Below are 26,309 nucleotides of genomic sequence, written 5' to 3' on the forward strand. Positions count from 1 at the left end.
GTGAAATTGCGGTCACTGCGTGCGGTCGCTGTCCTGGCTGTTGGCGCTGCCTTTGCGCTGTCGGGATGTAGCTTCAAGTCGACCGTCTCCAAGGAAGAACTCGAAAAGCAGTCATTTGATGTGCTGACCAAGATGGCGGGCGAAGAGCCGGCCGAAGTCGAGTGTCCTGGACCGATCGACGGTGAAGTGGGCGCGAAGACCCGCTGTGTGCTCACAGCGAAGGACGGTGGTCGCATCGGTTACACGATCGAGATCACCTCCTATGAGGACAATCGCGGCAAGATGGTGGTTCAAGTCGACGAGACGCCGATGCCGCCCGCGCAGGGGAATGCCGGGACATGAGTACGACGGTGACGGCTTTGCCGGTGCCGATTCGGTGCACTCTGCCGGACGGCTGGCTCTCGGTGCCGCCGAAGGAGGTCAACGCCGACAACGCCGCCTTCGTGGCGGTGCATCCGGGGTTGAGCAAGGGGTTCACTCCGAGCATCACCATGACCGGGCACGTTCGGGCCCACGACGCGCCGTTGCAGCAGGTGGCGGAGGAGTCGCTGGCGGAGCTGCGGGCGGGCGCGACCGAGGTGCGGGTGGGGGAGCGCAGCGAGGTGGGTACCGCCGACAACCCCGGCTTCGCGCAGGCGGTTCGGCTCGTCCTGCCCTACGGCGGGAAGCCGCTGCACCTCGTGCAGCGACAGGCGTTCTTCTCGATGCGACATCCACGGGATCCCGGCAGCACGGCGGTTCTGCAAGTCGTTCTCAGCGCGTTGCCGGACCAGTTCGTGCGACTGCTCGACGAGTTTCACGAATTCCTGACGACGATCCGACCGGAAGTGGAGCGATGAGTGGTTACGCGGCGCAACTGATGCGTCGTATCGAAGCGTTGGACACGGCGGCGGCCGACAACCGGCGACGCGCCGAGGCCTACCAGCGGACGGAGGAGGAGCTGAAGGACGTCAGCGCGAGCGTGACGTCGCCCGACGGGGTGGTGACCGTCGTGGCCGGGCCCGGGGGCGTGATCTCGTCCGTCACGTTCTCCGAGAGCGTGCACGACCTCAGCCCGGCGTCCTTGTCGACGACGGTGCAGCAGACCATCGCGGCCGCCGTCGCCGCGGTGGCGCGCCGGCAGGCGGACGTCGTCCGCCGGGGCCTCGGCAGCTCGGAACTGCTCGACCGGGTCACCGAGTCGGACGAGACGCTGTTCGGGGACCGGCGCCCGACGGCATCGGCGGAGGACCTCGCGCCTGCGACGAGCGGGGCACGTAACGCCGACGACGAAGTGTTCTTCGAGGAGTTCGACCTCTTCGAATCATCGGACCGGTAGCCGTCTCGGCCGGGACGGGCGCCTGGTGCGCGTCCCGGCAGGGGTCTCCACGGCGGGTCGGGACATGGTTACGCTGGCGTTGTGGACGCGGTGATCGACCTGAACAGCGACCTGGGCGAGGGCTTCGGCGCGTGGCCGCTCGGTGACGACGACGCGCTGCTGGACGTGGTGACCAGTGCCAACATCGCGTGCGGCTTCCACGCGGGTGATCCGAGTGTGTTGCGCCGGGTCACCGAACGTGCCGCCGAGCGCGGGGTGAGCATCGGTGCCCAGGTCGGCTATCGCGACCTGGCCGGGTTCGGTCGGCGCTTCATCGACATGGACCCCGACGACCTCGCCAACGACGTCATCTACCAGATCGGCGCGCTCGACGGCTTCGCCCGGATCGCGGGTTCGGCGGTGCGGTACGTGAAGCCGCACGGGGCGCTCTACAACGCGGTGGTCGCGCACGCGGAGCAGGCTGCGGCCGTGGTCGAGGCGATCCGCCGCTACGACCCGGCCCTGCCGGTGCTGGGACTTCCGGGGTCGCAGCTGGTGAAGCAGGCCGAGGAGGCGGGCCTGTCCGTGGTCTTGGAGTCGTTCGCCGACCGCGCGTACACGCCGCAGGGCACGCTGGTGTCGCGGCGGGAAGCGTCCGCCGTGGTGTTGGACCCGGACGTGGTGGTCGAGCGCAGCGTGCGGATGGCGGTGGAAGGCGCTGTGCAGGCCGTGGACGGCAGTGTGCTCAAGCTGAGTCCGCAGTCCCTGTGCGTGCACGGAGACACCCCTGGTGCGGTCGAGATCGCCCGGCGCGTCCGCAAGGCGCTCGCCGACGCCGGTGTGGCGGTGAAACCCTTCGTGTGAGGCGGCGCCGGCGACGGTCGGGCCGGTGTGGCGCGGGACACGTGTCGTCAGCTTGACCCTCACGTCGCGTGAGGCTCGAAGGTGAGTGCATGAGCGACTACTACGACGCCTTCGAGATCAGCCCGGTGCCCGCTCCCGGTCCGGACGCGGTGGCGCCCGATCTGTACCGGGGCATCTACGGCATGCCCGCGTTCGTGACGATCCCGTCGACCGACCTGGCGGCGTCGGTGGACTTCTGGACCCGCGGACTGGGGTTCTTCGAACTGTTCGGCATTCCCGGCACGCTGGTGCACCTGCGCCGGTGGGCGTTCCAGGACGTGCTTCTGGTCGCCGGGGAGAGCGTGCCGGAGGAGGCTCCGGCGATGAGCGTCAGCTTCGCGTGCGTGCTGAACCAGGTCGATTCCCTCGTCGAGGCCTGCCGGTCGTTGAACCCCGATTCGGTCGACGGGCCACGGGACACCCCGTGGAACACGCGGGACGTCGAGGTGATCACGCCGGAGAGGGCGCGGGTCGTGTTCACCGCGGCGAAGCCGTGGGATCCGGACAGCCCGGAAGCGCAGAACCTCGCGTCCGTCGGGATCACCGCACCGACCTCCGACGGCGGGGAGAATGGGGACCATGGCTGAGGTCGCCGACGGCGCCGACGCCGACGGTCTGACCGTCGGCGAGGTCTCGGCGCGGCTCGGGGTCACGGTGCGGGCTCTGCACCACTGGGACGACATCGGCCTCGCGCGGCCGTCGCTGCGCACGAGCGCCGGATACCGCCTCTACACGGCCGGTGACGTGGAACGGCTGCACCGCATCGTGATCTACCGGGAGCTCGGTCTCGGCCTGGACAAGATCCAGGCCGTGCTGGAGGGCTCGGGCACCGACGTGCCCGCGGCGCTGCGCGCACAGCAGTCGCAGGTGGCCGAGCGGATCGACCGCCTCCGGCAGCTCAGCGTCGGCCTGGAACGGATGATCGACGCCCACGAGCGGGGTCTGCTGCTCACCGCCGAGCAGCAGGCCGAGATCTTCGGGCCCGAGTGGAATCCCGAGTGGCCCGCCCAGGCCCGCGAGCGTTACGGGGACACGACGCAATGGAAGCAGTACGCCGAACGTTCGGCCTCCCGCAGCCCGGAGGAATGGCAGGCCGTCGTGGACACCGTCGCCGAGCTCGACCGCGCGATGGCGGACGCGATGGACGCCGGTGTCGAGCCTGGAAGCCCGGAGGCGAACCGGCTCGTCGAGCGTCATCGCGAGGTGTTCAGCTCGTCGTACTTCCCGCTCACCAGACAGATGCAGGTCTGTCTCGGGCGCATGTACGAGTCCGATCCGGCGTTCGCCGCCCACTACGACGGCGTCCGAGCCGGGCTCGCCTCGTGGTTGCGACGCAGTATCGACGCCGGCGCACGCGCCCACGGCGTCGACCCCGACACCGCTACCTGGGAGTAGGTGCCGGGTGGACGCCGGAGTGACTCGGCAGCGTCAGGCGGGTACGAACGAGAGTCGTCGGCCGGTGAGCTGGCCCGTTTGGACGCGGAGGTACCGGTCGCGGTGTCCGGGCGCCCAGGGCCGGTGGCGGAAGTCGGTGACCCGCACGAGGGTGTCGATGTCCGTGACGATGGTGGCGGTACCGAGCAGAACCACGCTCCACCCGGTGTGGGTCTCGTTGTCGATGTGGTCGACCTCGAAGGCCACCACAGTGTCCGCCACTCGGCGGGCCCAGGAGTCGCCCCGGGTTCTGATGATCACGTCGCGCCCGTCGAGCACGTAGTTCACCGGGCGGATGGCGGGCATCGCTTTCTCGGTGAAGACGATGCGGCCGACGAGCTCGGCCCGCAGCAGGTCGAGGCATTCGGATTCGCTGAGCTCCCGCATCTCGATGGGAGCGGGCAGCATCTTCTCCGACCGTGGTTGTGTCACCAGCAGTGTCCCTCGTTCGTGGTCCGTCCTCGACAGTTTCCGGCGCTGTCGAGGTCTCGTTGTCGACAATGCGTCACGAACGACGGCCCGGAGCAGGGCACAAAGACCCGTCTGCGACCACCGATGGGCACGACCCGGCGATCTCGGGCAGGATCCGGGTCTCGGCCGGACGACGATCAGGGCCCGAGCAGCAGACGCTGGCGTCTTTCCCGCTCGGCCGGCGTCTGCCGGGGGCAGCTCACACACTTGTCGTCGCGCGTGCGGGGAGCCTCGTAGAGCAGGCAGCACGACGAGCGTCGCAACACCAGTCGGTGACCCACCGTGGTGAACCGGGGTCGCGGCGAGCCTTGCCACACGCACCGCGGCAACGCGCGGGCGGCGCGTTCCATCTGATCGGCCAGGGCGTCCGCCAGCCGCGGTGCCGTGTCGGGCCTGCCGACGGTGGACGCCGCCCACAGCAGCCGGTTGGCGATCGAGTCCACCGCCACGGCCCACAGTGCTCGTGGGGCCGCTCCGCTCGCGTGGGCGAACGCGGTGACCGCGGAGTCCACGGCCGGGACCAGGGCCGCGCCGAGCTCGGCGGCGTCGCCGTCGAGTGCCCGGCTCGACCGGGCGTCGAGGAAGCGGCCGTCCGCCGTGACGTCGAAGGTGACCGACTCCAGGGCCGGGTCGCGTGCCGCGCCGGTGTGCACCCAGGGTTCGAGCGCGGGCGCGACGAGGACCGACGAGGCCGAGTACCACCGGATGGTGCCCAACACGGTGGGGGAGGCGGGACCGTGGAGGCGGCGAGCCCGGTGGAGGTCCTCGGTCACCCAAGCCGGGTCTGCCAGCGCGGTCGCGGGAAGGTCCACGGTCCTCAGCCCAGCCTCTCGTACACCGACACCGTGAACACGGTGGACGTGGTCATCGGTTCCGCGACGGCGGCGAGCCGGTCGGCGAGGCCGTTGCGGTGCAGGTGGTGGGCGTTGGGTCCCATGAGGACGACGTTGCGCACGTCGTCGGGCGAGAGGGTCACCCGGTCGCTGACGTCCTCGCGGGCGACGAGCCGGAAGCCCTGGGCGAGCGTGGCGTCCAGGCGCTCGGTCTTGTCGGCGTCGACGTCGAGGAGAGCGAGCTCGTCGGCGAGTTCGGCGAGGTGACCGCGGCCCGGCCCTGCCACGAGCAGCCGCCCGCCCGGGGCGAGCACCCGGCGGAACTCGCCGGCGTTGCGGGGCGCGAAGACGTTGACCACGAGGTCGGCGACGCCCGAGGCCACCGGCCACGGTTTCCACAGGTTCCACACCGCCGCGCCGAGCCTCGGATGGGCGCGGGCGGCCCGTTTGAGAGCGGGGGCCGACACGTCGAGCGCGAGCCCGGTCGTCTCCGGCAGTGCGTCGAGGACGTGGGCGAGGTAGTAGCCCGTGCCGGCGCCCGCGTCGACCACGAGGCCCTCGCCGGAAGTCCCCGGCGTCCCGGGTGCCGCCCGCGACGCCAGCGCGTGGGCCAGCGGCGCGTAGAAGCCCCCGCGCAGGAACGCCTCGCGCGCCGACACCATGGCCGCCGTGTCGGCCGTGCCCTTCGGCACCGAGGCGTGCAGCAGGTTGACGTAGCCCTGCCGGGCGAGGTCGAAGCTGTGCTCCGCCGGGCACCGCAGCGTGCGCGCCTCCAACGCCATCTCGTCGCCGCACACCGAACAGCGCAACGCGGCCACGACGGTGCCGGGCGGAGCCGCTGGTGCGGGGGCGGGGCGCATCGACATGCCCTCTATTCGACCACGCGCCACCACGGCGGGAAACGCAACCGTTACGAGCCGCGTGGCCGGGTTCACACCCGCGCAACAGCAGCGGCGATCGGGCGCAACACACACCTCCGATGCTCGTGCCGACCCCCCGCTGGTGCGGCGGGTTTCGACGACGGCGAGGAGGGCCACGTGGACGGCAATACGGCCTGGTTGCTCACCAGCGCCGCACTGGTGCTGCTGATGACGCCGGGACTGGCGTTCTTCTACGGCGGCATGGTGCGCGCGAAGAGCGTGCTGAACATGCTGATGATGTGTTTCGGGGCCATGGGGCTCGTCGGGGTCCTGTGGGTGCTCTACGGCTACTCCGCGGCGTACGGCACCGACGTGGCGGGGCTGCTCGGCAACCCGTTCGACCACCTCGGGCTCTCCGGGCTCATGACTCCCGGGGGCGATCCGACGGCCGGCACGGTGGACGTCGCGTTCCAGGCGATGTTCGCGATCATCACCACCGCACTGATCGCGGGCGCGGTGGCCGACCGGATGAAGTTCGGCGCGTGGATGCTGTTCGCGGGCCTGTGGGTGAGTCTCGTGTACTTCCCCGTCGCGCACTGGGTGTGGGGCGACGGTGGCTGGATCGACGAGCTCGGCGCCCTGGACTTCGCGGGCGGTACCGCCGTGCACATCAACGCTGGTGCGGCGGCTCTCGGCCTGGTGCTGGTGCTGGGCCGGCGCGTCGGGTGGCCTGCGGAGCCGATGAAGCCGCACAACCTCCCGTTCGTCATGTTGGGGGCCGGGCTGCTGTGGTTCGGGTGGTTCGGGTTCAACGCGGGGTCGGCGTACGCGGCCGATGGCGTCGCGGGGATCGCGTTCGTCAACACGGTGACGGCCGCCTGCGCGGCGATGCTGGCGTGGCTGCTGACCGAGCGGCTGCGGCACGGCAGGGCCACGAGCCTCGGGGCGGCGTCGGGTGTGGTGGCCGGCCTCGTGGCGATCACTCCCGCGTGTGCGTTCGTCGACACGTGGGGCGCGCTGCTCGTCGGCGCCGTGGCGGGAACGCTGTGCGCGCTGGCCGTGAGCCTCAAGTACCGGTTCGGTGTCGACGACTCGCTGGACGTCGTGGGCGTGCACCTCGTCGGCGGGCTCGTCGGCACGGTGCTGCTGGGGTTCGTGGCGACGTCGTCGGTGGTCGGCGAAGGCGGCCGGGACGGCCTCTTCTACGGGGGCGGCGCCGGACTGCTGGGCGTCCAGGTGCTCAGCGCGGTGGCGGTCATGGCCTACTCGCTGCTGGTCGCGGTGCTGCTGGGACTGCTCGTCAAGAAGGTCACCGGCGGCCGCGTGAGCCCGAAACAGGAGATGTCGGGCATCGACGAGGCGGAGCACGCCGAGTCCGCGTACGACTTCGCCGGAGCGCGTGGAGGACGGGCCACGCTGGTCCCGACGCACGCGGTCGCACCATCCACCCCGGAGGGCGTCTCCGGTCGGAAGCTGGAGAAGAGTACGTCATGAAGCTGGTCACCGCGATCGTCAAGCCCTACGCCCTGAACGCGATCCGTTCCGCTCTCGAAGAGCTCGGCGTGCTGGGGATGACGGTGGGAGAGGTCCAGGGCTACGGACGGCAGAAGGGGCACACGGAGGTCTATCGCGGCGCGGAGTACGCCGTCGACTTCGTGGCCAAGACCCGCGTCGACGTCGTCACCGACGACGACCTGGCGGACAAGGTGGTGGACGCCGTGGTGGCGGCGGCCCACACCGGGCGCATCGGCGACGGGAAGGTGTGGGTGACCCCGGTCGAGACGGTGGTCCGGGTCCGCACCGGCGAGCGTGATGAGGAGGCACTGTAGGCGCTGGAGGGAGGCCCGACACCGCGTGTTCGTGCGGGTGACGTTGGCCGATCGCGGCAGAGGTGTGGTGGACTCGTGCGACCGGCCTGGCGCGCACCCTCGCGGACGCGGCGTGTCGGACCGCACGAGAAACCGCCCGAACCGGATTGCGTAGGACTACTCACCGGTTACTCAGTGTCTTCACGCTGCCGGTACCGCGATCCGCCCGGCAAGCTGGAGGCACCTCGGTGAGGTGCTCATCCGGCCCGGGCGGTCGCCAGTTCTGGGGGTCTGGCGAACGTCGCGACCAAGCCGGACCCGACGAGCACCTCACCGGGCGAGGCCCGTCCGGTCGGAAGGGGGGCGCACAGGGGGGAGCGCCGGCCGGGCGGGCCGACCGTCGATGGGGCCGAGTCGTCTACGCTTGGGAGTCGCGGTCGGGCCTGGTGTCCCGCGGTCCGGCCGGGGACACCCACGACCTGCTGGAGCGTGCACCTCGTGTTCGACACACTCTCCGATCGACTCACGTCGGTCCTGCAGAACCTGCGCGGCAAGGGCAAGCTCTCCGACGCCGACATCGACGCGACAGCGCGGGAGATCCGCATCGCGTTGCTGGAGGCGGACGTCGCCCTGCCCGTGGTCCGAGAGTTCATCAAGCAGGTCAAGGAGAGGGCCAAGGGCGCCGAGGTCTCGGAGGCGCTGAACCCGGCCCAGCAGGTCATCAAGATCGTCAACGAGGAGCTCATCGCCATCCTCGGCGGCGAGACTCGGCGGCTGAACCTCGCGAAGAACCCGCCGTCGGTCATCATGCTGGCCGGTCTGCAGGGTTCCGGTAAGACCACGCTGGCGGGCAAGCTCGCGCTGTGGCTGAAGAAGCAGGGCCACGCCCCGCTGCTCGTCGCGTGCGACCTGCAGCGGCCGAACGCCGTGACCCAGCTGCAGGTGGTCGGTGAACGGGCCGGTGTCGCCACGTTCGCGCCCGAGCCCGGCAACGGCGTGGGCGACCCGGTGGACGTCGCACGCCGGTCGATCGAGGAGGCGCGCCGCGCCCAGCACGACGTGGTCATCGTCGACACGGCCGGTCGGCTCGGTGTCGACGAGGAGCTGATGCGGCAGGCCGCCGACATCCGCGACGCCGTCACGCCCGACGAGACGTTGTTCGTGGTCGACGCGATGATTGGTCAGGACGCGGTCACCACGGCCGAGGCCTTCCGCGACGGCGTCGGCTTCTCCGGCGTGGTGCTGACGAAGCTCGACGGCGACGCCCGGGGTGGTGCCGCGCTGTCGGTGCGGCACGTCACCGGTGAGCCGATCCTGTTCGCGTCGAACGGCGAGAAGCTCGACGACTTCGACGTCTTCCACCCCGACCGGATGGCCAGCCGCATCCTCGGGATGGGCGACATGCTCACCCTGATCGAGCAGGCCGAGCAGGCCTTCGACCAGGAGAAGGCGGAGCAGACGGCGGCCAAGCTGGGCACCGGCGAGCTCACGCTGGAGGACTTCCTGGAGCAGATGCAGGCCGTGCGGCGGATGGGCCCGATCGGCAACCTGCTCGGCATGCTGCCCGGTGCTGGGCAGATGAAGGACCAGCTCTCGCAGGTCGACGACGCCCACCTGGACCGGCTGCAGGCGATCATCCGGGGCATGACTCCCGCCGAGCGGGCCAATCCCAAGATGATCAACGCGTCGCGCAGGCAGCGCATCGCCAAGGGGTCCGGCGTCACCGTGCGGGACGTCAACGACCTGGTGAACCGCTTCTTCGAGGCCCGCAAGATGATGCAGCAGATGGCGGGCCGCTTCGGCTTCGGTGCGGGCAACAGCGCCACGAAGAAGCGCAAGGGCAAGAAGGGCAAGAAGGGCAAGAACAAGGGGCCCACGCAGCCCAAGCTCAAGGGCGGTTTCCCCGGTGGCTTCCCCGGTGGGAGGCCCCAGGGCGGCGGCATGCCCGACCTGTCCCAGCTCGGTGGCGGGCTCAACGACCTCCCGCCCGGGTTCGACCCGTCGAAGCTGAAGCTGCCGAAGAAGAAGTAGGGCGCGCGCCGTGTACCACCTTCGCGGGGTCGTGCTCCCGAGCGGCGAGGAGCGCGACGTCTGGATCAGTGGCGGGCGGATCACGTTCGAACCCGTCGAGGGCGCTCGCACCCTCGACGGCGCGTTCGTGGTCCCGGGCCTCGTCGACGCCCACTGCCACCCCGGCATCGGACCGGACGGGGCCACGACTCTCGACGAGGCGTGCGCGCAGGCGATCCGCGACCGGGACGCGGGCACCCTGCTGATCAGGGACTGCGGGTTGCCGATCGACGTGCGCCCGCTCCAGGCTCGCGACGACCTGCCCCGCATCATCCGCAGCGGTCGCCATCTCGCCCTGCCGAAGCGCTACCTGCCCGGCTACGCGATCGAACTGGAGCACCCGGACGACCTCCCCGCGGCCGTGGCTGCCCAGGCCGCCGACGGCGACGGGTGGGTGAAGCTCGTCGGCGACTGGATCGACCGCTCGGTGGGTGACCTCGCGCCGCTGTGGCCCGAGGACGTGCTCGCCGAGGCGATCCGGGTCGCTCACGAGGCCGGCGCGCGCGTGACGGCACACGTCTTCGGTGAGGCCGCCCTTCCGGGCCTGATCGAGGCGGGCATCGACTGCCTCGAACACGGCACGGGGCTGTCCTCCGACCAGCTGGCCGAGCTCGCCCGCCGGAACGTCGCGCTGGTGCCCACGCTGATCAACATCGACAACTTCCCGGCCATCGCGGACACGGCCGTGCGCTACCCGACGTACGCGGCCCACATGCGGGCCCTGCACGCGGGCGTCACCGACATGGTGGGCGCGGCGGTCGACGCAGGGGTGGCCGTGTACGCGGGCTCCGACGCGGGCGGCATGGTGGAACACGGACGGCTCGTCGACGAGATCGAGGCCCTGCACAAGGCCGGGATGACCCGGGAGCAGGCACTCGCGTCGGCGTCGTGGGCCGCCCGCGACTGGCTGGGTGTCGAGAGCATCACCGAGGGCGCGTCGGCGGATCTGCTCGTGTTCGACGAGGACCCGCGCGAGGACCTGTCGGTACTGCGCACCCCGCGCCACGTCGTCCTGCGTGGTGCCTTGATCGACTGACGTACCCGACCGCGCCGCCGTAGTGTTGACGTCACAGACTGGTCGGCGGCCCGCGGTCGGGGAGGTGCGGTGGAGGACGAGGGGGCGACGTCGGCCCGGACCGGGCTGGTGTTCGGCGCACACTGGGCTCTGCTCGCGTTCATCGCCTCGCTCGGTGTCTACTACGCCCTCGCGCTGCTGCTGTCGGGCTTCGCGTTCCACGGGCGGATCGGTCTCGCCGACCTGGGACCGCTGATCCTGCTGGCCTTCGTCCCGAATTTGCTGCTGGGCCTCGGCCCGGTCGTCGCGTCGCGGCGGTGGGGACGAGGAGTGCGGGCCGACTTCGGCCTGCGGCCCACGGGCCGCGACCTGCGCGTCGGTCTGGCCTGCGGTGGTTTCTCGCTGCTCGCGGCGTACGTGCTGAACCTCGTGCTGATGCAGGTCTACGGCAGTCGGTACCTGTCGGACTCCACCACCGACGTGTTGCGCGGGATGTCGTCCAGCATCGGTTGGCTCGTGTTCGCCGCGCTCGTCGTGGTGGTGGCCGCACCGCTGACGGAGGAGCTGCTGTTCCGCGGTGCGCTGTGGACAGGGCTCGCGCACTACCGCGTCCCGCCGTGGGTGATCCTCGTGCTCACGGCCCTGGTCTTCGCCCAGGTCCACGGCGAGCCGGAACGCACGCTCGCGTTGCTGGGGCAGGGGATCGCCATCGGAGCCGCGCGCCTGATCACCGGCCGCGTGAGCGCGAGTGTCATCGCGCACGCCACCAACAATCTGCCGCCCGCGTTGTTGCTGTTCGGCGGCGCGTGAGCACCAGTAGGCTCGGTCGAAAAGATCATCCGGACCGCGGAGGAGACGCGTGAGGTCGTCGGACTCGCAGGATCCCGTGGGCGAGGTGGTCGGCGCCGGGGCAGCCGAGTCGGCGCAGGCCCAGCCGCATGAGCCGTCCGGGATCCACCGGCCCACCCATCGGTGGGGCTTCGGTGCGTTCCTCTTCGTGGAGGGAGTGCTGCTCGCGACCGCCGCGTTCGTCGGGGTCTTCATCGGCGAGGCGACGCCGGAGACGATCCCCGTGCGGGACGTGCTCATCGGCACGATGGCCCCCACCATGCTCGCGGCGCTGTCCGCGCTGGCCATCACCAAGGTCCGCGGCAACGGCCCCCTGGCGGATCTGTGCCTCGCGTGGCGCTGGGACGACGTGAAGGTCGGCCTCAAGTTCGGCGCGTTGGGGCTCGTGTGCACGGTCGTCGGGGTGCTGGTCTGGACCCAGGTCGTGGGGGAGGACAACGCCACCTCGGCGATCGGCGCGCTGGTCGAGGACAAGCCGATGTCGGTGTCGGCGGCCGTGACGATGTTCGTCTACCTGTGGCTGCTCGGCCCGATCTGCGAGGAGATCATCTACCGCGGACTGCTCTGGGGTGCGGCGGAGCGGCTGGGCTGGGGCAGCGAACGGTGGGGCCGCTTCGCGGCGTTCGTGCTGTCCACGGCGGTGTTCGCGGTGAGTCATCTCGAACCGCTGCGCACCTCGCTGTTGATCGTCATCGCCATCCCGATCGGTCTGGCCCGGCTGGTGACGGGCCGCCTGCTCGGCAGCATCGTGGCGCACCAGATGAACAACTTCCTGCCCGCGCTGGCGATACTGCTCACGGCGCTCGGCGTCCTCGCGACGTGACATCGCCCGTCTCCGCGTCCAGCAGCCGGGCCCGGCACCCGGTGAGTTCGTCCGCTCTGGCAAAATGGGAGCTTGCCCGCTCCGGTTCGGGCCCTCTCACCGTGCCGGGGCGACGACCTACCTGCGGGCACCTGGATCCGGCTCCCCACTCGGATCGTGTCCCGACCCGAGTACGAGAAGACGACAGGAGTACCCACACCCGTGGCTGTCAAGATCAAGCTGCAGCGCCTCGGCAAGATTCGTGCGCCCTACTACCGCATCGTGGTCGCGGATGCCCGCACCCGTCGTAACGGCCGGGCCATCGAGACCATCGGCAAGTACCACCCGAAGCAGGAGCCGAGCTTCATCGAGGTGGACTCGGAGCGCGCTCAGTACTGGCTGAAGGTCGGTGCCCAGCCCACGGAGCCGGTGCAGCGCATCCTCGAGGTCACCGGCGACTGGCAGAAGTTCAAGGGCCTGCCCGGCGGCGAGGGCACGCTCCGCCAGCCGGAGGCCAAGCCCTCGAAGCAGGAGCTCTTCAACGCGGCGCTCGCCGCGGCGAACGAGGAGCCCGGTGTCGAGGCCACCACGCCCAAGAAGAAGGGCGGCAAGAAGGCGGACAAGGCCGAGTCGGCCGACGCCCCCGCCGAGAAGTCCGAGTCCGGTGACTCGGCCGAGAAGAAGGCCGACGAGGCGTGAGCTTCCTCGCCGATTCGCTCGAACACCTGGTTCGCGGCATCGTCGACAACCCGGACGACGTGCAGGTCGAGCTGATCACCACCCGTCGGGGCCGGACGTTGGAGGTCCACGTCCACCCCGACGACCTGGGCAAGGTGATCGGCCGGGGTGGCCGTACCGCCACCGCGCTGCGCACCGTGATGGGATCGGTCGGTGGTCGCGGCGTCCGTGTGGACGTCATCGACACCGACCGCTGACCGCGGAAGGCGCCTGGCGTGCAGTTCGTGGTGGGCAGAGTCGTCAAACCGCACGGCATTCGTGGCGAACTCGCCGTCGAGGTGAGGACTGATTCGCCCGAGGAGCGTTTCGACCCGGGCGTGGTGCTCACCGGTCGCTCGCGCGACGGAAGCACCCGCCCGCTCACCGTGGCAGCCGTCCGTCCTCACGGCGGACGGCTGCTCGTGCGCTTCCGCGAGGTGCCCGATCGCACGGCGGCCGAGGAGGCCAGGGGACTGACCCTGCTGATCGACGCCGACGAGCTGCCGCCGATCGACGACCCGGACGAGTTCTACGACCATCAGCTGGAAGGCCTTCGCGCCGAGTTGACCGACGGCACGGCCGTCGGCACGGTCCGCGAGGTGGTGCACTCGCCCGGTGGCGAGTTGCTCTCCGTCGACGTGGGTGAACCCGGTTCGCCGCGTGAGGTCCTCGTGCCGTTCGTGACCGCGATCGTGCCCCACGTCGACCTCGCCGAGGGGCGGATCGTGCTCGATCCGCCCGAGGGTCTGCTCGACGGCTGACGTCGGACTCAACGCCGTGTGTGCCGACGAGGATGAGAAGGAACACGTGAGCGAGTCGAGCTCTTCCCCACCGCCACTCCGCATCGACGTCGTCACGATCTTCCCGGAGTACCTCGAACCTCTGCGGGCCGCGCTGCTCGGCAGAGCCATCGAGCGGGGACTGCTGGAGATCGGCGTGCACGACCTGCGCGACTGGACTCACGACGTGCACCGCGCCGTCGACGACGCTCCCTACGGCGGCGGCCCCGGCATGGTGATGAAACCCCAGGTGTGGGGTGAGGCCCTGGACGACGTGTGCAGCGATCGGACGCGTCTGATCGTGCCCACCCCCGCGGGGAGGCCGTTCACCCAGCAGCTGGCGCGGGAGTACTCGCACGAACAGCACCTGGTGTTCGCGTGCGGTCGTTACGAGGGAATCGACCAGCGCGTGATGGAGGACGCCGCGCGACGCATGCCGGTGGACGAGGTGTCCCTCGGCGACTTCGTGCTGGTCGGGGGAGAGGTCGCCGTGCTCGCCATGGTCGAGGCGGTGGCCCGGCTGCTGCCCGGCGTGCTGGGCAACCCGGTCTCGGCCGAGCAGGACTCGTTCTCCGACGGACTGCTGGAGGGGCCGAGTTACACCCGACCGGAGGTGTGGCGCGACCTTGCCGTGCCGTCCGTGCTGCGGTCCGGCAACCACGCGCTGATCGACCGATGGCGGCGGGACCAGTCGCTGGCGAGGACCTTCCATCGCCGACCCGACCTGCTCGAACGGTTGCCCGACGGTAGTCTCGACAAGCACGATCGCGAGGTGCTCGAGCGGCTCCGGCGGGAGGCCGGTGACTAGCGCTCACGCACGTCTGCAATACTTGCGAGGTTGGCGCGACCGGTTCACGCGCCGAAAGTTCCTGGGCCGCCCGCCACCGGGTATCACTGGTCGGCTGGCTCGCGCCCGGAACTTGTCAAGCCACACATGCCACACAAGGACGAGGACGGACACCGATGAACACCCTGGACGCGTTGGACGCTCAGTCGCTGCGTTCTGACATCCCCTACTTCCGCCCGGGCGACACGCTGAAGGTTCACGTCCGCGTCATCGAGGGCAACCGCGAGCGCAACCAGGTGTTCGAGGGCGTCGTCATCCGCCGCCAGGGCGGTGGCGTCCGCGAGACCTTCACCGTGCGCAAGGTCTCCTTCGGCGTCGGTGTCGAGCGCACCTTCCCGGTGCACTCGCCGAACATCGCCAAGATCGAGGTCGCCCGCCGCGGTGATGTGCGTCGCGCCAAGCTCTACTACCTGCGCGACCTGCGCGGCAAGGCCGCGAAGATCAAGGAGCGTCGGGAAACCCCCTCTGCTTCGTGAGTAGTCGGCCGACTACCGTAGTCTGACGACGTGGTGGAGTCAGTGCCCTCGAACGCTGCGGAAGACGAGCCGAATCGTCCTGAGGACGACGGAGAGAAGGAGGCGTCCTCGCACGCCGCCTCCTCGGAGTCCGGATCGGACGGTCGGCCGTCTTCCGACGACAGCGGCACGGCTCAGGCGGGGTCGGCCAAGCACAAGAAGCAGCGTTCCTTCTGGAAAGAGCTGCCCATCCTCATCGTCGTCGCGTTGGTGCTGGCGTTCGTGATCCAGCAGTTCATCGCGCGGGTGTACATGATCCCGTCGGGGTCGATGGAGCAGACGCTGCACGGCTGTCCCGGGTGCACACCGGACCGCATCCTGGTGGACAAGGTCACCTACCGCTTCGCCGACCCGGGCCCGGGCGACGTGGTCGTCTTCCGTGGCCCCGACGCGTGGGTGGAGGACGATCCGCCGAGCGACTCGGCCGGCAACCCGATCGCCAGCTTCTTCCAGAACGTCGGCTCCGCGTTCGGGCTGGCTCCGCCCGACGAGCGCGACTTCGTCAAGCGCATCATCGCGACAGGCGGACAGACCATCGAGTGCTGCGACGACGAGAACCGCGTCCTGGTCGACGGCAAGCCGCTCGACGAGCCGTACATCTACTGGCAGGGCGGCGAGGCGGAACAGCGTGACTTCGGTCCGGTGACGGTGCCGGAGGACGCGGTGTGGGTCATGGGCGACAACCGCAACAACTCGGCGGACTCGCGATTCCAGGGTGGTGGCGGTGAGCGCGGGGCCGTCCCGGTGGACAACATCATCGGCAAGGCCCGCCTGATCGTTCTGCCGCCCTCCCGCTGGGACGTCGTGAGCGACCACAACCCGCAGGCCGTCGCGGAAGCGTCGGCGATGAGCGCTCCCGCATGGCAGCAGGGACTGCCCCTCGCTGCCGGTGCGCTGGCGGCGTGGCCCACACTGTTCGTGAGCCGCAAGGCCGGCGCGGGAGTGCGTCGGCTGCTGACGAGGCGCTTCAGACGGGAGCGATAGCGCAGTGGGCGCCAACAGCGTGAGCGTGCTCCGGCCGCCTCGCGCCGTCATCCGTGGCGACACGGCGTGGGCGTTGCAGTCCGCCCTCGACCGGCGCGGGCTGGGGCCGGTGGCCGGGGTGGACGAAGCCGGTCGCGGTGCCTGCGCGGGGCCGCTGGTGGTGGCTGCCTGCGTTCTGCGCCCCGGCGACAGCTCCCGGCTCTCCGAACTCACCGATTCCAAGCTGCTCACCCCGCTCGCCCGCGACCGGGTGTACGAGCAGATCGTTCGTCGGGCGCTGGACTACTCGGTGGTCGTGATCCCACCCGCCGAGGTGGACGCCCACGGCATCCACGTGACCAACATCGAGGGCATGCGCAGGGCCGTGGCCGGGCTGTCGTCGCGGCCGGGCTACGTGCTCATCGACGGCTTCCGGGTACCGGGGCTACCCGCTCCGAGCGTGCCGGTCCTGAAGGGCGATCGGGCGGTGGCCTGCGTGGCCGCGGCGTCCGTGCTCGCCAAGGTGACGAGGGACCGCATCATGGCGGGGTTGCACGACGAGTATCCGGTGTACGGCTTCGACGTCCACAAGGGTTACACGACGGCCGAGCACGGTGCTGCGTTGACCGAACACGGTCCCTGCGAGGCACACCGCTGGTCTTACACGAACGTGGCGTCCGCCGGGACGGCGCACGGGATGCGACCGCCCCGTCGGGTGCTGCTCAGCGTCGCCGCGTTGCAGGCCGGCGCGGTGGCTGGTACGCATGCCGTCGCGGCGGCGGGTGCCGACATGGCGGTGGTGAGCGAGAATGGAGCTTCTGCCGACGACGGGTTGCAAGGCGCGCGAGGAGGGGCTCGGGTTTCATGAGCGCAGAGGATCTCGAGAAATACGAGACCGAGATGGAGCTGTCGCTGTACCGGGAGTACCGCGACATCGTCGGCCAGTTCTCGTACGTGGTGGAGACGGAACGGCGGTTCTACCTGGCCAACGCCGTGGACGTGCAGGTACGTGACGGTGGCGGCGACGTGTACTTCGAGGTCAGGATGTCCGACGCCTGGGTGTGGGACATGTACCGTCCCGCACGTTTCGTGAAGAACGTTCGTGTGATCACGTTCAAGGACGTCAACGTGGAGGAGCTGGACAAGCCCGAGCTCCGGCTTCCGGAGGACGGACCCTTCGGAGCCTGAGGTGGCGCCGGGAGACGTCTAGCGTGGTCGGGCGGCTCCCCGCTGCAGACTGAGAGAGTTGTCCACAGGCTCGGGGTTGTCCACAGGCTCGGAATCGTGAGCTGGTTCCCCCGAAGGTCGCGCTGGCAGCGTGTGTGCTGTCAGCGAGAACGACCTTCGGGGGTGACGAGCGTGGACAGAGGGCGCGCGGGGCAACACACGGAAAGGGCGGCTGCGGCGGCCGAGCCGGCGGATCTCGGGGGACGCGCGTCGCTCGGGCGGCACGGGGAGGACCTCGCCGTCGAGCACCTGCGGCAGCAGGGGCTGGTGGTGCTCGAACGCAACTGGCGCTGCCGACAGGGCGAACTCGACGTGCTCGCGACCGACGGCCGCACCCTCGTCGTGTGCGAGGTGAAGACGCGGTCGGGCCGGGGCTACGGAAGTCCCGCGGAGTCCGTGACCCACGAGAAGCGCAGCCGTATCCGGGGCCTCGCGCTGCGCTGGTTGGCGGCGCGACGGGTCGCGTGGTGTCCGCTGCGGTTCGACGTCATCGCCATCGACTGCCCACCGCAGGGAAGACCTGTCCTGCGTCATCTCGTGGGGGCGTTCTGAGTGGCCCTCGCCAGGAGTTGGTCCATCGCCCTGCTCGGCATCGAGGGTCGGTCGGTGGAGATCGAGGCGGACATCGGCGCCGGAATGCCCGGCACGAAGCTGGTGGGGCTTCCCGACCCGGGGCTGCGGGAGGCGAAGGATCGGGTGCGGGCAGCCGTCCGGAACAGCCGCCACACGTGGCCCGACACCAACGTCACGCTGGGACTGTCACCGGCGAACCTGCCCAAGGTCGGCTCGTCGTACGACCTGGGCATCGCGGTCGCGGTTCTCGCCGCGTCCGGTGCGGTTCCGGCGGGTGAGCTCCCCGGCACCGTCATGTTGGGCGAGTTGGCGCTGGACGGTCGGCTGCGGCCGGTGCCCGGTGTGTTGCCCGCGTTGCTGGCGGCGCGGCGGCTCGGTCACCGGAGGGCCGTCGTTCCGGTGGAGTGCGTGCCGGAGGCGGCACTCGTCGACGGAGTCGAGGTGCTCGGCGCGGCCGCGCTGGCCGACGTCCTCGCGTGGTTGCGGGGCGAGGCCGAGCTGGTGCGCCCCGAAGCCGTCGAAGTCCCCGACTCCCAGCACGTTCCCGATCTCGTCGACGTGGTCGGGCAGCCGGAAGCGCGGTGGGCGTTGGAAGTGGCCGCCGCCGGTGGTCATCACATCCTGCTCACCGGACCGCCGGGGATCGGCAAGACGATGCTCGCCTCTCGCCTGCCCGGGCTCCTTCCGCCGCTGTCGCGAGCGGAGGCGCTGGAGGTGGCCGCGGTGCGGTCGGTCGACGGGTCGCTTCGCCGGTCCACTCCGCTGGAGCTCGTGCCTCCGTTCGTCGCGCCCCACCACTCGATCTCCGCCGCGGCTCTCGTCGGCGGAGGTAGCGGACTCGCGGTTCCCGGAGCGATCAGCAAGGCCCACCGAGGCGTGTTGTTTCTGGACGAGGCCGCCGAATTCGGGCCCGAGCGGTTGGACGCGATGCGCACGGTGCTGGAGGAGGGTGAAATCCGGATCGCTCGGGCCAAGGGCGTCGTGCGTTACCCGGCGTCGTTCCAGCTCGTGATGGCGAGCAACCCGTGTCCGTGCGCGCCGCCACGGGAGACTGACTGCACCTGTACCCCCGCGGCGAGGAGACGGTACGCGGGACGGTTGTCGGGGCCGTTGCTCGACCGCGTCGATCTGCGCGTACGCATGCGTCCGGTCACGGCCATGAGAGTGCACGAAGATCGTTGTCCGGAGTCCACGGAGGTCGTGCGTCGGCGTGTGGTGGCGGCGCGTGCCCGAGCGGCCGAGCGCTGGGCCGACCATGGCTGGAGCACCAACGCGGTCGTGCCCGGGCGTGCGTTGTGGCGGGAGTTCGCACTTTCTCGCACCGCTACCGAACTGGTCGAGCGCGGCCTCCAACGCGGAGCGATCACGGCTCGTGGTGCCGATCGGTGTCTGCGGGTCGCGTGGACACTGGCGGATCTCGACGGGGCCGAGCGCCCCGACGGCGATCACGTCGCGTCGGCACTCGAGTTCCGCGATCGGAGGGCCGCATGAGCACGGATGCCATTCGTGCGGCACGGGCCTACCTCCTGCGTGTCGCCGAGCCGCCGGCGCCCGCCCTCTGGGTGTTCGTGGCCGAGTACGGCCCGGTCGAAGCGGCCTGGCGCGTGCGGGCGGGGGACGTACCGGACCGGGTAGCCGCCGAAACGGCCGCACGCCGGGAGCTCGACCTCGCCGAGCGCGACCTGGACGAGGGCGCCGCGCAGGGAGCCCGGCTGGTGGTCCCTGAGGACGACGAGTGGCCCGCGTGGCCCCTCCTCTCGATGGAGGTGGCCATGGGGCGTGGAGTCGACACCATGGCGCCACCGCTGGCGCTCTGGGTGCGTGGTGAGGTGCCACTCGACGACGTGCTCGTCTCCGCGGTGGCCATCGTCGGCGCGCGGGCGGCCACCGACTACGGCGAGACCACGGCCGCCGAGTTCGCCTACGAGCTGACCCTCGCCGAGACGACTGTCGTGTCGGGCGCGGCGTACGGCATCGACGGCGCAGCGCACCGAGGGGTGCTCGCTGCTGGGGGAGCGACGGTCGCGGTGTTGGGTTGCGGGCTCGATGCCGGATACCCCGCGGGCCACGTCGGCCTGCTCAACCGTGTCGCGAAGCGTGGGGCGGTGGTGTCCGAGTACCCGCCGGGTACGCAGCCCGCACGGCACCGCTTCCTCGTGCGCAATCGACTGATCGCCGCGCTGACCGCCGGCACGGTCGTCGTCGAGGCGGGGCGCCGCAGCGGAGCGCGCAACACCGCGACCACGGCCGGAGTGCTCGGCAAGGTGGTCATGGCGGTGCCAGGGCCTGTCACGTCGGCGCTGTCCGTGGGTTGTCATCACCTGGTCAGGGATGCGCAGGCAACGTTGGTCTCCTCCGCCACGGACGTCATGGAGACCGTGGGCCGGCTCGGGACCGGTCTCGCTCCGAGACAGGACGGTCCCCGGCGGCGCACGGACGGGCTCGACGCGGAGCCGCTGAGGGTGTTCGAAGCGTTGCCGGCCCGCGGTGGTCGTTCACCGGAGCAGATCGCGACCGAGGCCGGAGTGAGTCTTCCCCGCGTTCGTGCGGTCTTGCCCGCCCTGGAACTCGACGGGCTGGCGGAGCGGTGTGATGCCGGTTGGCGACAGGGGAGGCGCCGTGGCACCGGGGCATAGGCGAGGGATGACGATCACGTTCCGGAGCCTTGGCGTGGCGGTGCTTGACTGGGTGGCTCCTGACAGCGCAGCGTCAAGGTATGACGACGAAGCGTTCTCGTCGCCGCGAGGGGGGATCGCTCGTGGCCCGGTTGCGTTCCGCTCTCCCGCGTCGGGTGGCCGAGCTGGTGAGCGACTTCGAGGACCACCTGCGCGACGAACGCGACCTGTCGCCGAACACCGTGCGCGCCTACCTCGGTGATGTCGTGTCCCTCCTGGCGTTCCTCCACGACATCCCGGAGGACGTCGACCTCGACACGGTGTCCGAGGCCGCCGGCGAAGGCACTGCGATCGAGGACCGATTCGACGACCTCGACGTCGGTGTCCTCAGAGCCTGGCTCGCTCGCCAGCACGAGCAGGGGCGGAGCCGTACCACACTTGCCCGGCGCGCGGCGTCGGCGCGCACCTTCACGGCCTGGGTCTCGCGGCGGGGACTGCTGCCGTCCGACCCGGGTGCCAGGCTGTCCTCGCCACGCCCGCACCGCACTCTCCCCGGGGTTCTCCGCCGGGACGAGGTCGACAACCTGATGCGTGCCAGCGCCAGTGGGGCCGAACAGGGAGATCCTCTCGCACTGCGTGATCACGCCCTGATCGAGTTGCTGTACGCCACAGGTGTGCGAATCTCAGAACTGTGCGGACTGGATATCGACGACGTCGAGTTCGAGCGTCGAATGGTCCGAGTTCTGGGAAAGGGGAGGAAAGAACGTATGGTGCCGTTCGGCCTGCCTGCGGAGCGATCGCTGCGATCGTGGTTGGGGCAGGGGCGCCCTCACCTGGTGACGCGCGACTCGGGGTCCGCGCTCTTCCTCGGTGCCCGAGGCGGCCGGGTGGACCCGCGAACGGTACGCCGTGTGGTGCACCACGCCGTGGCGGCTGTGCCCGGTGCCGGCGACGTCGGGCCGCACGGGCTACGGCACTCCGCGGCCACGCACATGCTCGACGGCGGGGCCGACCTTCGCAGCGTTCAGGAACTGCTCGGTCACGCTACGCTGGCCACGACGCAGCTCTACACTCACGTGACAGTCGAGCGGCTGAAGGCGATTCATGACCAGACCCACCCCCGTGCCCGGTGAGGCCGCCACTGCCGACGCGGGACCGCAGGTCCCGTCGCAGGACGGTCGGGAAGGCGCGAAGGTCATGACCACAGCACCGACCGACGTCGGACCGAGTGGGCCCCACGTCGACGATCGGACGGCGACATCCGGCGCCGAGTCCCTCTCGACGCCGGTCCCCGACGTCGCCGCACCGCCGGCCACCGAGCCGACCTCGGCAGCGAACACCGACTCCGCCGGTGCGGACGGTGTCGCGGAACCGACCATCGCGGCGTTGTGGCGAGAGTTCTCCCGGGCGCCGAGCCAGCGGGTCCGCGACCGTCTCGTGCTCCACTACGCGCCGCTCGTCAAGTACGTCGCGGGCCGGGTCGGCACCGGTCTTCCCACGCACATCGACGTGGCCGACTTGATCCAGTCCGGCATCTTCGGCCTGGTGGACGCGATCGAGAAGTTCGATCCCGGCCGAGGCCTCCGCTTCGAGACGTACGCGATGCAGCGCATCCGCGGAGCCATCCTCGACGACCTGCGCTCGCAGGACTGGGTCCCGCGTGTGGTGCGCAGCAGGGCTCGCGAGGTCGAACGCGCACACGAACGGCTCGGCGCTCGGTTGCGTCGCACGCCCACGGACGCGGAGGTCGCGGCCGAGCTCGGCATCTCGCTGCGCGAACTGCGCGACCTCTACGGCCAGTTGAGGTTGACCAGCGTGTTGGCGCTCGACGACCTCATGGGGCCGAACAAGGAGAGCGGCACGGGGTCGCCTGCCGACACGCTGCCGGACGACGACGCGGTGGACCCTGCCGCGATCCTCGTCGACCAGGACAACCGCAAGCAGTTGGCGGAGGCCGTGGCGCAGCTGAACGAGCGTGACCGCATCGTGGTCAGCCTGTACTACTTCGAGAACCTCACGCTCGCCGAGATCGGCAAGGTACTGGGCGTCACGGAGTCGCGGGTCAGTCAGTTGCACACCCGTGCGGTGCTGCGGCTGCGGGCGAAGCTCGTGGAGAACGCGGGATCCTGAAACGCCTGGGATCCTTGCCGAGCACCTGAGCCGGGACTGGCGTCAGGGCGGCGCCGTACTCCCGATCCACGGTTTGAGTCGAAGCGTCCCCTGCGGCATGACCAGACGAAGCGGGTCGAGGTAGTCGTCACCGCGCCGCACGCCCCAGTGCAGGCAGGCCTGCGCGGGACAGCCGAGGTGCCCGGCGACGACGGTGCCGATCACCTGTCCACGGTGTACCCGCTCGCCCGCCGAGACCGACCAGCGCAGAGGTTCGTAGGTGGTGCGCAGACCCGCGTCGTGGTCGATGGACACCACGCCGCGTCCGGCCACGGAGCCCGCGAAGACCACGAGCCCGTCCGCCGAGGCCAGCACCTGCTGTCCCGGCGCGGCTGCGAGATCGATCCCGCGATGCCCCGCGGCATACGGGCTCGGTGGTCGGTCGAACGGCCGCACCGGGCTCGAAGGAGCCGCCAGAGGCCACGCGAACCTCGGTGGCTCGGTGGGGAAGTCCGCGGACGAGCTCGGTTCGGCGGTCGCCGCCCGCGCCGCGGCGACCGGTCCGGTGGTGGGCATGGTCGTCAGGACGGCGAGCACACCGCCCCCGACGAGCAGCGGGAGCACCAGGAGCACCAGGAGCACGGAACGGACGAGGAGCGTGGGCACTGTGGCGCGGGCGCGCGGAGTCGCGGAGGCCATGGGGACAGCCTCGGCGAGGTGATGGTCTGACGGGAGGGGCGAGCAACAAGCTGTGGACAACTTCGGGCAGTCGGGCGGTCGTCCCACCGCGGCCTGTGGACAAGTGGCCGCCGAGTCGAGGCAGGTCCCGGGCGCCGCGTACACTGATTCGCGCAGTCTGTGCTCGCACAGCTGACTTCGCGTGCACGTGCGCGCTTCGTACGCCAGGACCCGTCCATGGTGCACGAAGCACGGGTGCTCGGCGGTCTCCCGGGTGCGCTCCCGGGAGTCCGAGCGTCCGCACGGCACCAGGGCGGGGCACCACCCGGTTCTCCGCGGTAACCGGCAACGCGCGCCCTCGCGGCGTGCTCGAGACAGAAGAGGTGCGAATCAGGCCATGGCCGTCGTCACCATGAAGCAGTTGCTCGATTCCGGCGTGCACTTCGGGCACCAGACCCGCCGCTGGAACCCGAAGATGAAGCGCTACATCCTCACCGAGCGCAACGGCATCTACATCATCGACCTGCAGCAGACGCTGTCGTACATCGACCGCGCCTTCGAGTTCGTGAAGGAGACGGTCGCTCACGGCGGCACGATCCTGTTCGTCGGCACCAAGAAGCAGGCGCAGGAAGCCATCGCGAACGAGGCGCTGCGGGTGGGTATGCCCTTCGTCAACCAGCGCTGGCTGGGCGGCATGCTGACCAACTTCCAGACGGTGCACCGGCGTCTCCAGCGGCTCAAGGAGCTGGAGTCGCAGGAGCAGACCGGCGGTTTCCAGGGGCTGACCAAGCGCGAGATCCTCACCCTGACCCGGGAGAAGGACAAGCTGGAGCGGACCCTCGGCGGTATCCGTGACATGGCCAAGGTGCCCAGCGCCGTGTGGATCGTGGACACGAAGAAGGAGCACATCGCCGTCAACGAGGCGCGGAAGCTCAACATCCCCGTCGTGGCGATCCTCGACACCAACTGCGACCCGGACGAGGTCGACTACCCGATCCCGGGCAACGACGACGCCATCCGCTCGGCGGCTCTGCTGACCAAGGTGGTCGCCGAGGCCGCGGCCGCGGGTCTGATGGCGCGGTCCGGCCGTAACGGTGCCGCCGCCGAGGGCGAGGACAAGCCCGCCGTGGCGACGGACGAGCCGCTGCCCGAGTGGGAGCAGGCGCTGCTGGCCGGCTCGGAGGCCGGGGGCTCGGAGCAGTCGAGCGAGCAGACTCCCGCTTCCTGACCACCTTTTCACCGCGTACCGCACGAAGGAACGGACTAACGCACGATGGCGAACTACACCGCGGCAGATGTGAAGCGCCTTCGCGAGCTCACGGGCTCCGGCATGATGGACTGCAAGAAGGCCCTGGAGCAGAACGACGGCGACTTCGACAAGGCCGTCGAGTTCTTGCGCGTCAAGGGCGCGAAGGATGTCGGCAAGCGTGCCGAGCGGGCGACCGCCGAGGGCCTCGTCGCCGGTGACGGCGGCGTGCTGATCGAGCTCAACTCCGAGACCGACTTCGTCGCCAAGAACGAGGCGTTCGGCTCCCTGGCCGAGCAGATCGTCGAGGCGGCCAAGAAGGTCCGCACCAACGACGTGGAGCAGCTCAAGAACGCCGAGATCGAGAGCGGCAAGACGGTCGCCGAGGCGATCCAGGAGCTGTCGGCCAAGATCGGCGAGAAGCTGGAACTGCGTCGCGTGGTCAGCTTCGAGGGCAAGGTCAACACCTACCTGCACCGTCGGGGCGCGGGCCTGCCGCCCGCGGTCGGCGTGCTCGTGGAGTACACCGGCGACAACGAGGAGGCCGCCCGTGCGGCTGCTCTCCAGGTCGCGGCGCTGAAGCCCAAGTACCTGACCCGCGACGAGGTGCCCGCCGACATCGTCGAGAACGAGCGTCGGATCGCCGAGCAGACCGCTCGCGAGGAGGGCAAGCCGGAGCAGGCGATGCCGAAGATCGTGGAGGGCAAGGTCAACGCCTTCTACAAGGACGTCGTGCTGCTGGAGCAGCCGTCGGTCACGGACAACAAGAAGACGGTCAAGGCCCTGCTCGACGAGGCAGGCGTGACCGTCACCCGGTTCGCACGTTTCGAGGTCGGCCAGGCATAGCCTGCCGGTCCGGCAGTTGTGCCCCGTCTCCCGCCAGTCCAGGAGGCGGGGCACAGTTGTGAGAAGCGGCGGCACACGAGCACGACAGCGGGCGGAGGCGAGATGAACGAGGACGGTAGCGCCAGGTCGGGCCACGGTTACCGACGGGTGCTGCTCAAACTGGGCGGCGAGATGTTCGGCGGCGGCTCCGTCGGTGTCGATCCGGACGTGGTGCACTCGGTGGCTGCGCAGATAGCCGATGTGGTGCGTAACGGCGTGCAGGTGGCCGTGGTCATCGGTGGCGGCAACTTCTTCCGCGGGGCGGAGCTGTCGCAGCGTGGCCTCGACCGGGACCGCGCCGACTACATGGCCATGTTGGGCACCGTGATGAACTCGCTGGCCCTGCAGGACTTCCTGGAGAAGGAAGGCGTACCCACCAGGGTGCAGACAGCGATTACGATGGGTCAGGTCGCCGAACCGTACATTCCCCGCCGTGCCGAGCGGCATCTCGAGAAGGGTCGTGTCGTCATCTTCGGCGCGGGAACGGGTATGCCGTACTTCTCGACCGACACCGCCGCGGCTCAGCGGGCTCTCGAGATCGGCTGCGACGTGGTGCTGATGGCCAAGGCCGTCGACGGCGTCTACACCGCCGACCCACGTGTCGACCCCGGCGCGAAGCTGTTCGACGAGATCAGCCATCGCGAGGTCCTGGAGCAGGGACTCAAGGTCGCCGACGCGACGGCCTTCAGCCTGTGCATGGACAACAACATGCCGATGATCGTGTTCAACCTTCTCACCGAGGGCAACATAGCTCGCGCGGTGAGTGGTGAGAGGATCGGCACATTGGTCAGTACACCGACACATCTGGAGTAG

At 70.1% G+C, this 26,309-nt stretch carries 32 protein-coding genes; 28 read left to right on the forward strand and 4 right to left on the reverse strand.

Annotated elements, in window-relative coordinates; genetic code table 11:
- The 6 genes from SACAZDRAFT_RS18450 to SACAZDRAFT_RS18475 all read left to right on the forward strand — a co-directional run bounded on the left by SACAZDRAFT_RS18450 (window position 1) and on the right by SACAZDRAFT_RS18475 (window position 3,595).
- The gene (locus tag SACAZDRAFT_RS18450; protein WP_005444171.1) at window positions 1-342 is read left to right on the forward strand and encodes a DUF4333 domain-containing protein; all 342 of its coding nucleotides are present in this window, start codon (window positions 1-3) and stop codon (window positions 340-342) included.
- Complete coding sequence (locus SACAZDRAFT_RS18455) at window positions 339-839, forward strand: hypothetical protein (RefSeq protein ID WP_005444172.1); 501 nt, start codon at window positions 339-341, stop codon at window positions 837-839. The genes SACAZDRAFT_RS18450 and SACAZDRAFT_RS18455 overlap by 4 nt, the downstream gene beginning before the upstream one ends.
- Complete coding sequence (locus SACAZDRAFT_RS18460; protein ID WP_005444174.1) at window positions 836-1,318, forward strand: YbaB/EbfC family nucleoid-associated protein; 483 nt, start codon at window positions 836-838, stop codon at window positions 1,316-1,318. Before SACAZDRAFT_RS18455 ends, SACAZDRAFT_RS18460 begins: the two co-directional genes overlap by 4 nt.
- 81 nt (window positions 1,319-1,399) lie before the next feature.
- Window positions 1,400-2,161 carry a LamB/YcsF family protein gene (locus tag SACAZDRAFT_RS18465; protein WP_005444175.1) on the forward strand — a complete coding sequence of 254 codons (762 nt, stop codon included), beginning with the start codon at window positions 1,400-1,402 and terminating at the stop codon, window positions 2,159-2,161.
- A gap of 89 nt (window positions 2,162-2,250) precedes the next feature.
- On the forward strand, window positions 2,251-2,787 hold the full coding sequence (locus tag SACAZDRAFT_RS18470; RefSeq protein WP_005444176.1) for a VOC family protein: 537 nt from the start codon (window positions 2,251-2,253) through the stop codon (window positions 2,785-2,787).
- Window positions 2,780-3,595, forward strand: coding sequence for a MerR family transcriptional regulator (locus SACAZDRAFT_RS18475; protein WP_005444177.1), 816 nt, complete (start codon window positions 2,780-2,782; stop codon window positions 3,593-3,595). The genes SACAZDRAFT_RS18470 and SACAZDRAFT_RS18475 overlap by 8 nt, the downstream gene beginning before the upstream one ends.
- Before the next feature lie 33 nt (window positions 3,596-3,628).
- Here the strand turns inward: SACAZDRAFT_RS18475 and SACAZDRAFT_RS18480 are convergent, their stop codons facing one another.
- The 3 genes from SACAZDRAFT_RS18480 to SACAZDRAFT_RS18490 form a co-directional block, all read right to left on the reverse strand.
- A complete protein-coding gene (locus SACAZDRAFT_RS18480; protein ID WP_005444178.1) occupies window positions 3,629-4,066 on the reverse strand; it encodes a pyridoxamine 5'-phosphate oxidase family protein in 438 nt (145 codons plus the stop codon).
- A gap of 176 nt (window positions 4,067-4,242) precedes the next feature.
- On the reverse strand, window positions 4,243-4,917 hold the full coding sequence (locus tag SACAZDRAFT_RS18485) for a hypothetical protein (RefSeq protein ID WP_005444179.1): 675 nt from the start codon (window positions 4,915-4,917) through the stop codon (window positions 4,243-4,245).
- 5 nt (window positions 4,918-4,922) lie between these two features.
- Window positions 4,923-5,804, reverse strand: a complete 882-nt coding sequence (locus SACAZDRAFT_RS18490; protein ID WP_050983480.1) for a putative RNA methyltransferase — start codon at window positions 5,802-5,804, stop codon at window positions 4,923-4,925.
- A gap of 171 nt (window positions 5,805-5,975) precedes the next feature.
- Here SACAZDRAFT_RS18490 and SACAZDRAFT_RS18495 point away from each other — a divergent pair, with 171 nt between their 5' ends.
- From SACAZDRAFT_RS18495 to SACAZDRAFT_RS18585, 19 genes are all read left to right on the forward strand, one after another.
- Entirely contained in the window at window positions 5,976-7,292 is a 1,317-nt protein-coding gene (locus SACAZDRAFT_RS18495; protein WP_005444182.1) for an ammonium transporter, read from the forward strand.
- Window positions 7,289-7,627 (forward strand): P-II family nitrogen regulator, encoded by a 339-nt coding sequence (locus SACAZDRAFT_RS18500; RefSeq protein WP_005444183.1) that lies wholly within the window; start codon window positions 7,289-7,291, stop codon window positions 7,625-7,627. Before SACAZDRAFT_RS18495 ends, SACAZDRAFT_RS18500 begins: the two co-directional genes overlap by 4 nt.
- 477 nt (window positions 7,628-8,104) lie before the next feature.
- Window positions 8,105-9,637 (forward strand): signal recognition particle protein, encoded by a 1,533-nt coding sequence (gene ffh, locus SACAZDRAFT_RS18505; RefSeq protein ID WP_005444184.1) that lies wholly within the window; start codon window positions 8,105-8,107, stop codon window positions 9,635-9,637.
- Between the two features lie 10 nt (window positions 9,638-9,647).
- Window positions 9,648-10,712 (forward strand): amidohydrolase family protein, encoded by a 1,065-nt coding sequence (locus SACAZDRAFT_RS18510; RefSeq protein WP_005444185.1) that lies wholly within the window; start codon window positions 9,648-9,650, stop codon window positions 10,710-10,712.
- Window positions 10,713-10,781: 69 nt separating this feature from the next.
- Window positions 10,782-11,501 carry a CPBP family intramembrane glutamic endopeptidase gene (locus SACAZDRAFT_RS18515; RefSeq protein ID WP_005444186.1) on the forward strand — a complete coding sequence of 240 codons (720 nt, stop codon included), beginning with the start codon at window positions 10,782-10,784 and terminating at the stop codon, window positions 11,499-11,501.
- A 49-nt stretch (window positions 11,502-11,550) separates the two neighbouring features.
- Window positions 11,551-12,363 carry a CPBP family intramembrane glutamic endopeptidase gene (locus SACAZDRAFT_RS18520; protein ID WP_005444187.1) on the forward strand — a complete coding sequence of 271 codons (813 nt, stop codon included), beginning with the start codon at window positions 11,551-11,553 and terminating at the stop codon, window positions 12,361-12,363.
- Window positions 12,364-12,564: 201 nt separating this feature from the next.
- On the forward strand, window positions 12,565-13,041 hold the full coding sequence (rpsP, locus tag SACAZDRAFT_RS18525) for a 30S ribosomal protein S16 (protein WP_005444188.1): 477 nt from the start codon (window positions 12,565-12,567) through the stop codon (window positions 13,039-13,041).
- The gene (locus SACAZDRAFT_RS18530) at window positions 13,038-13,277 is read left to right on the forward strand and encodes an RNA-binding protein (RefSeq protein WP_005444189.1); all 240 of its coding nucleotides are present in this window, start codon (window positions 13,038-13,040) and stop codon (window positions 13,275-13,277) included. The genes rpsP and SACAZDRAFT_RS18530 overlap by 4 nt, the downstream gene beginning before the upstream one ends.
- Before the next feature lie 18 nt (window positions 13,278-13,295).
- Window positions 13,296-13,820 (forward strand): ribosome maturation factor RimM, encoded by a 525-nt coding sequence (gene rimM, locus SACAZDRAFT_RS18535; RefSeq protein WP_005444190.1) that lies wholly within the window; start codon window positions 13,296-13,298, stop codon window positions 13,818-13,820.
- Between the two features lie 46 nt (window positions 13,821-13,866).
- A complete protein-coding gene (gene trmD, locus SACAZDRAFT_RS18540; RefSeq protein WP_037295085.1) occupies window positions 13,867-14,646 on the forward strand; it encodes a tRNA (guanosine(37)-N1)-methyltransferase TrmD in 780 nt (259 codons plus the stop codon).
- A 155-nt stretch (window positions 14,647-14,801) separates the two neighbouring features.
- Window positions 14,802-15,161: a 50S ribosomal protein L19 gene (gene rplS / locus SACAZDRAFT_RS18545; RefSeq protein WP_005444192.1), complete on the forward strand. Its 360-nt coding sequence runs from the start codon at window positions 14,802-14,804 to the stop codon at window positions 15,159-15,161.
- Between the two features lie 42 nt (window positions 15,162-15,203).
- Entirely contained in the window at window positions 15,204-16,184 is a 981-nt protein-coding gene (gene lepB, locus SACAZDRAFT_RS18550) for a signal peptidase I (protein WP_005444193.1), read from the forward strand.
- Between the two features lie 4 nt (window positions 16,185-16,188).
- A complete protein-coding gene (locus SACAZDRAFT_RS18555) occupies window positions 16,189-17,031 on the forward strand; it encodes a ribonuclease HII (protein WP_005444194.1) in 843 nt (280 codons plus the stop codon).
- Window positions 17,028-17,351 carry a DUF2469 domain-containing protein gene (locus SACAZDRAFT_RS18560; protein WP_005444195.1) on the forward strand — a complete coding sequence of 108 codons (324 nt, stop codon included), beginning with the start codon at window positions 17,028-17,030 and terminating at the stop codon, window positions 17,349-17,351. The genes SACAZDRAFT_RS18555 and SACAZDRAFT_RS18560 overlap by 4 nt, the downstream gene beginning before the upstream one ends.
- A gap of 171 nt (window positions 17,352-17,522) precedes the next feature.
- A complete protein-coding gene (locus SACAZDRAFT_RS18565; protein ID WP_005444196.1) occupies window positions 17,523-17,942 on the forward strand; it encodes a YraN family protein in 420 nt (139 codons plus the stop codon).
- A complete protein-coding gene (locus SACAZDRAFT_RS18570; RefSeq protein WP_005444198.1) occupies window positions 17,943-19,454 on the forward strand; it encodes a YifB family Mg chelatase-like AAA ATPase in 1,512 nt (503 codons plus the stop codon).
- Window positions 19,451-20,599: a DNA-processing protein DprA gene (gene dprA, locus SACAZDRAFT_RS18575; protein WP_005444199.1), complete on the forward strand. Its 1,149-nt coding sequence runs from the start codon at window positions 19,451-19,453 to the stop codon at window positions 20,597-20,599. Before SACAZDRAFT_RS18570 ends, dprA begins: the two co-directional genes overlap by 4 nt.
- Before the next feature lie 80 nt (window positions 20,600-20,679).
- The gene (locus SACAZDRAFT_RS18580; protein ID WP_232286293.1) at window positions 20,680-21,711 is read left to right on the forward strand and encodes a tyrosine recombinase XerC; all 1,032 of its coding nucleotides are present in this window, start codon (window positions 20,680-20,682) and stop codon (window positions 21,709-21,711) included.
- The gene (locus SACAZDRAFT_RS18585; RefSeq protein WP_005444201.1) at window positions 21,683-22,708 is read left to right on the forward strand and encodes a FliA/WhiG family RNA polymerase sigma factor; all 1,026 of its coding nucleotides are present in this window, start codon (window positions 21,683-21,685) and stop codon (window positions 22,706-22,708) included. Before SACAZDRAFT_RS18580 ends, SACAZDRAFT_RS18585 begins: the two co-directional genes overlap by 29 nt.
- A gap of 42 nt (window positions 22,709-22,750) precedes the next feature.
- Here the strand turns inward: SACAZDRAFT_RS18585 and SACAZDRAFT_RS18590 are convergent, their stop codons facing one another.
- Window positions 22,751-23,386 carry a M23 family metallopeptidase gene (locus tag SACAZDRAFT_RS18590; RefSeq protein ID WP_005444202.1) on the reverse strand — a complete coding sequence of 212 codons (636 nt, stop codon included), beginning with the start codon at window positions 23,384-23,386 and terminating at the stop codon, window positions 22,751-22,753.
- Between the two features lie 376 nt (window positions 23,387-23,762).
- Here SACAZDRAFT_RS18590 and rpsB point away from each other — a divergent pair, with 376 nt between their 5' ends.
- From rpsB to pyrH, 3 genes are all read left to right on the forward strand, one after another.
- Window positions 23,763-24,593, forward strand: coding sequence for a 30S ribosomal protein S2 (gene rpsB, locus SACAZDRAFT_RS18595; RefSeq protein WP_005444203.1), 831 nt, complete (start codon window positions 23,763-23,765; stop codon window positions 24,591-24,593).
- A 45-nt stretch (window positions 24,594-24,638) separates the two neighbouring features.
- Window positions 24,639-25,457, forward strand: a complete 819-nt coding sequence (gene tsf, locus SACAZDRAFT_RS18600) for a translation elongation factor Ts (RefSeq protein WP_005444204.1) — start codon at window positions 24,639-24,641, stop codon at window positions 25,455-25,457.
- A 102-nt stretch (window positions 25,458-25,559) separates the two neighbouring features.
- The gene (gene pyrH, locus SACAZDRAFT_RS18605) at window positions 25,560-26,309 is read left to right on the forward strand and encodes a UMP kinase (RefSeq protein WP_005444205.1); all 750 of its coding nucleotides are present in this window, start codon (window positions 25,560-25,562) and stop codon (window positions 26,307-26,309) included.

It is taken from the genome of Saccharomonospora azurea NA-128 (assembly GCF_000231055.2).
GTDB classification, from domain to species: Bacteria; Actinomycetota; Actinomycetes; order Mycobacteriales; family Pseudonocardiaceae; genus Saccharomonospora; species Saccharomonospora azurea.

Coding starts and splice junctions, on each gene's coding strand:
- SACAZDRAFT_RS18455 (WP_005444172.1), top strand. CDS start 339: ATGAGTACGACGGTGACGGCTTTGCCGGTGCCGATTCGGTGCACTCTG.
- SACAZDRAFT_RS18460 (WP_005444174.1), top strand. CDS start 836: ATGAGTGGTTACGCGGCGCAACTGATGCGTCGTATCGAAGCGTTGGAC.
- SACAZDRAFT_RS18470 (WP_005444176.1), top strand. CDS start 2,251: ATGAGCGACTACTACGACGCCTTCGAGATCAGCCCGGTGCCCGCTCCC.
- SACAZDRAFT_RS18475 (WP_005444177.1), top strand. CDS start 2,780: ATGGCTGAGGTCGCCGACGGCGCCGACGCCGACGGTCTGACCGTCGGC.
- SACAZDRAFT_RS18490 (WP_050983480.1), bottom strand. CDS start 5,804: ATGTCGATGCGCCCCGCCCCCGCACCAGCGGCTCCGCCCGGCACCGTC.
- SACAZDRAFT_RS18500 (WP_005444183.1), top strand. CDS start 7,289: ATGAAGCTGGTCACCGCGATCGTCAAGCCCTACGCCCTGAACGCGATC.
- rplS (WP_005444192.1), top strand. CDS start 14,802: ATGAACACCCTGGACGCGTTGGACGCTCAGTCGCTGCGTTCTGACATC.
- SACAZDRAFT_RS18560 (WP_005444195.1), top strand. CDS start 17,028: ATGAGCGCAGAGGATCTCGAGAAATACGAGACCGAGATGGAGCTGTCG.
- dprA (WP_005444199.1), top strand. CDS start 19,451: ATGAGCACGGATGCCATTCGTGCGGCACGGGCCTACCTCCTGCGTGTC.
- SACAZDRAFT_RS18580 (WP_232286293.1), top strand. CDS start 20,680: ATGACGACGAAGCGTTCTCGTCGCCGCGAGGGGGGATCGCTCGTGGCC.
- SACAZDRAFT_RS18585 (WP_005444201.1), top strand. CDS start 21,683: ATGACCAGACCCACCCCCGTGCCCGGTGAGGCCGCCACTGCCGACGCG.
- SACAZDRAFT_RS18590 (WP_005444202.1), bottom strand. CDS start 23,386: ATGGCCTCCGCGACTCCGCGCGCCCGCGCCACAGTGCCCACGCTCCTC.
- rpsB (WP_005444203.1), top strand. CDS start 23,763: ATGGCCGTCGTCACCATGAAGCAGTTGCTCGATTCCGGCGTGCACTTC.
- tsf (WP_005444204.1), top strand. CDS start 24,639: ATGGCGAACTACACCGCGGCAGATGTGAAGCGCCTTCGCGAGCTCACG.
- pyrH (WP_005444205.1), top strand. CDS start 25,560: ATGAACGAGGACGGTAGCGCCAGGTCGGGCCACGGTTACCGACGGGTG.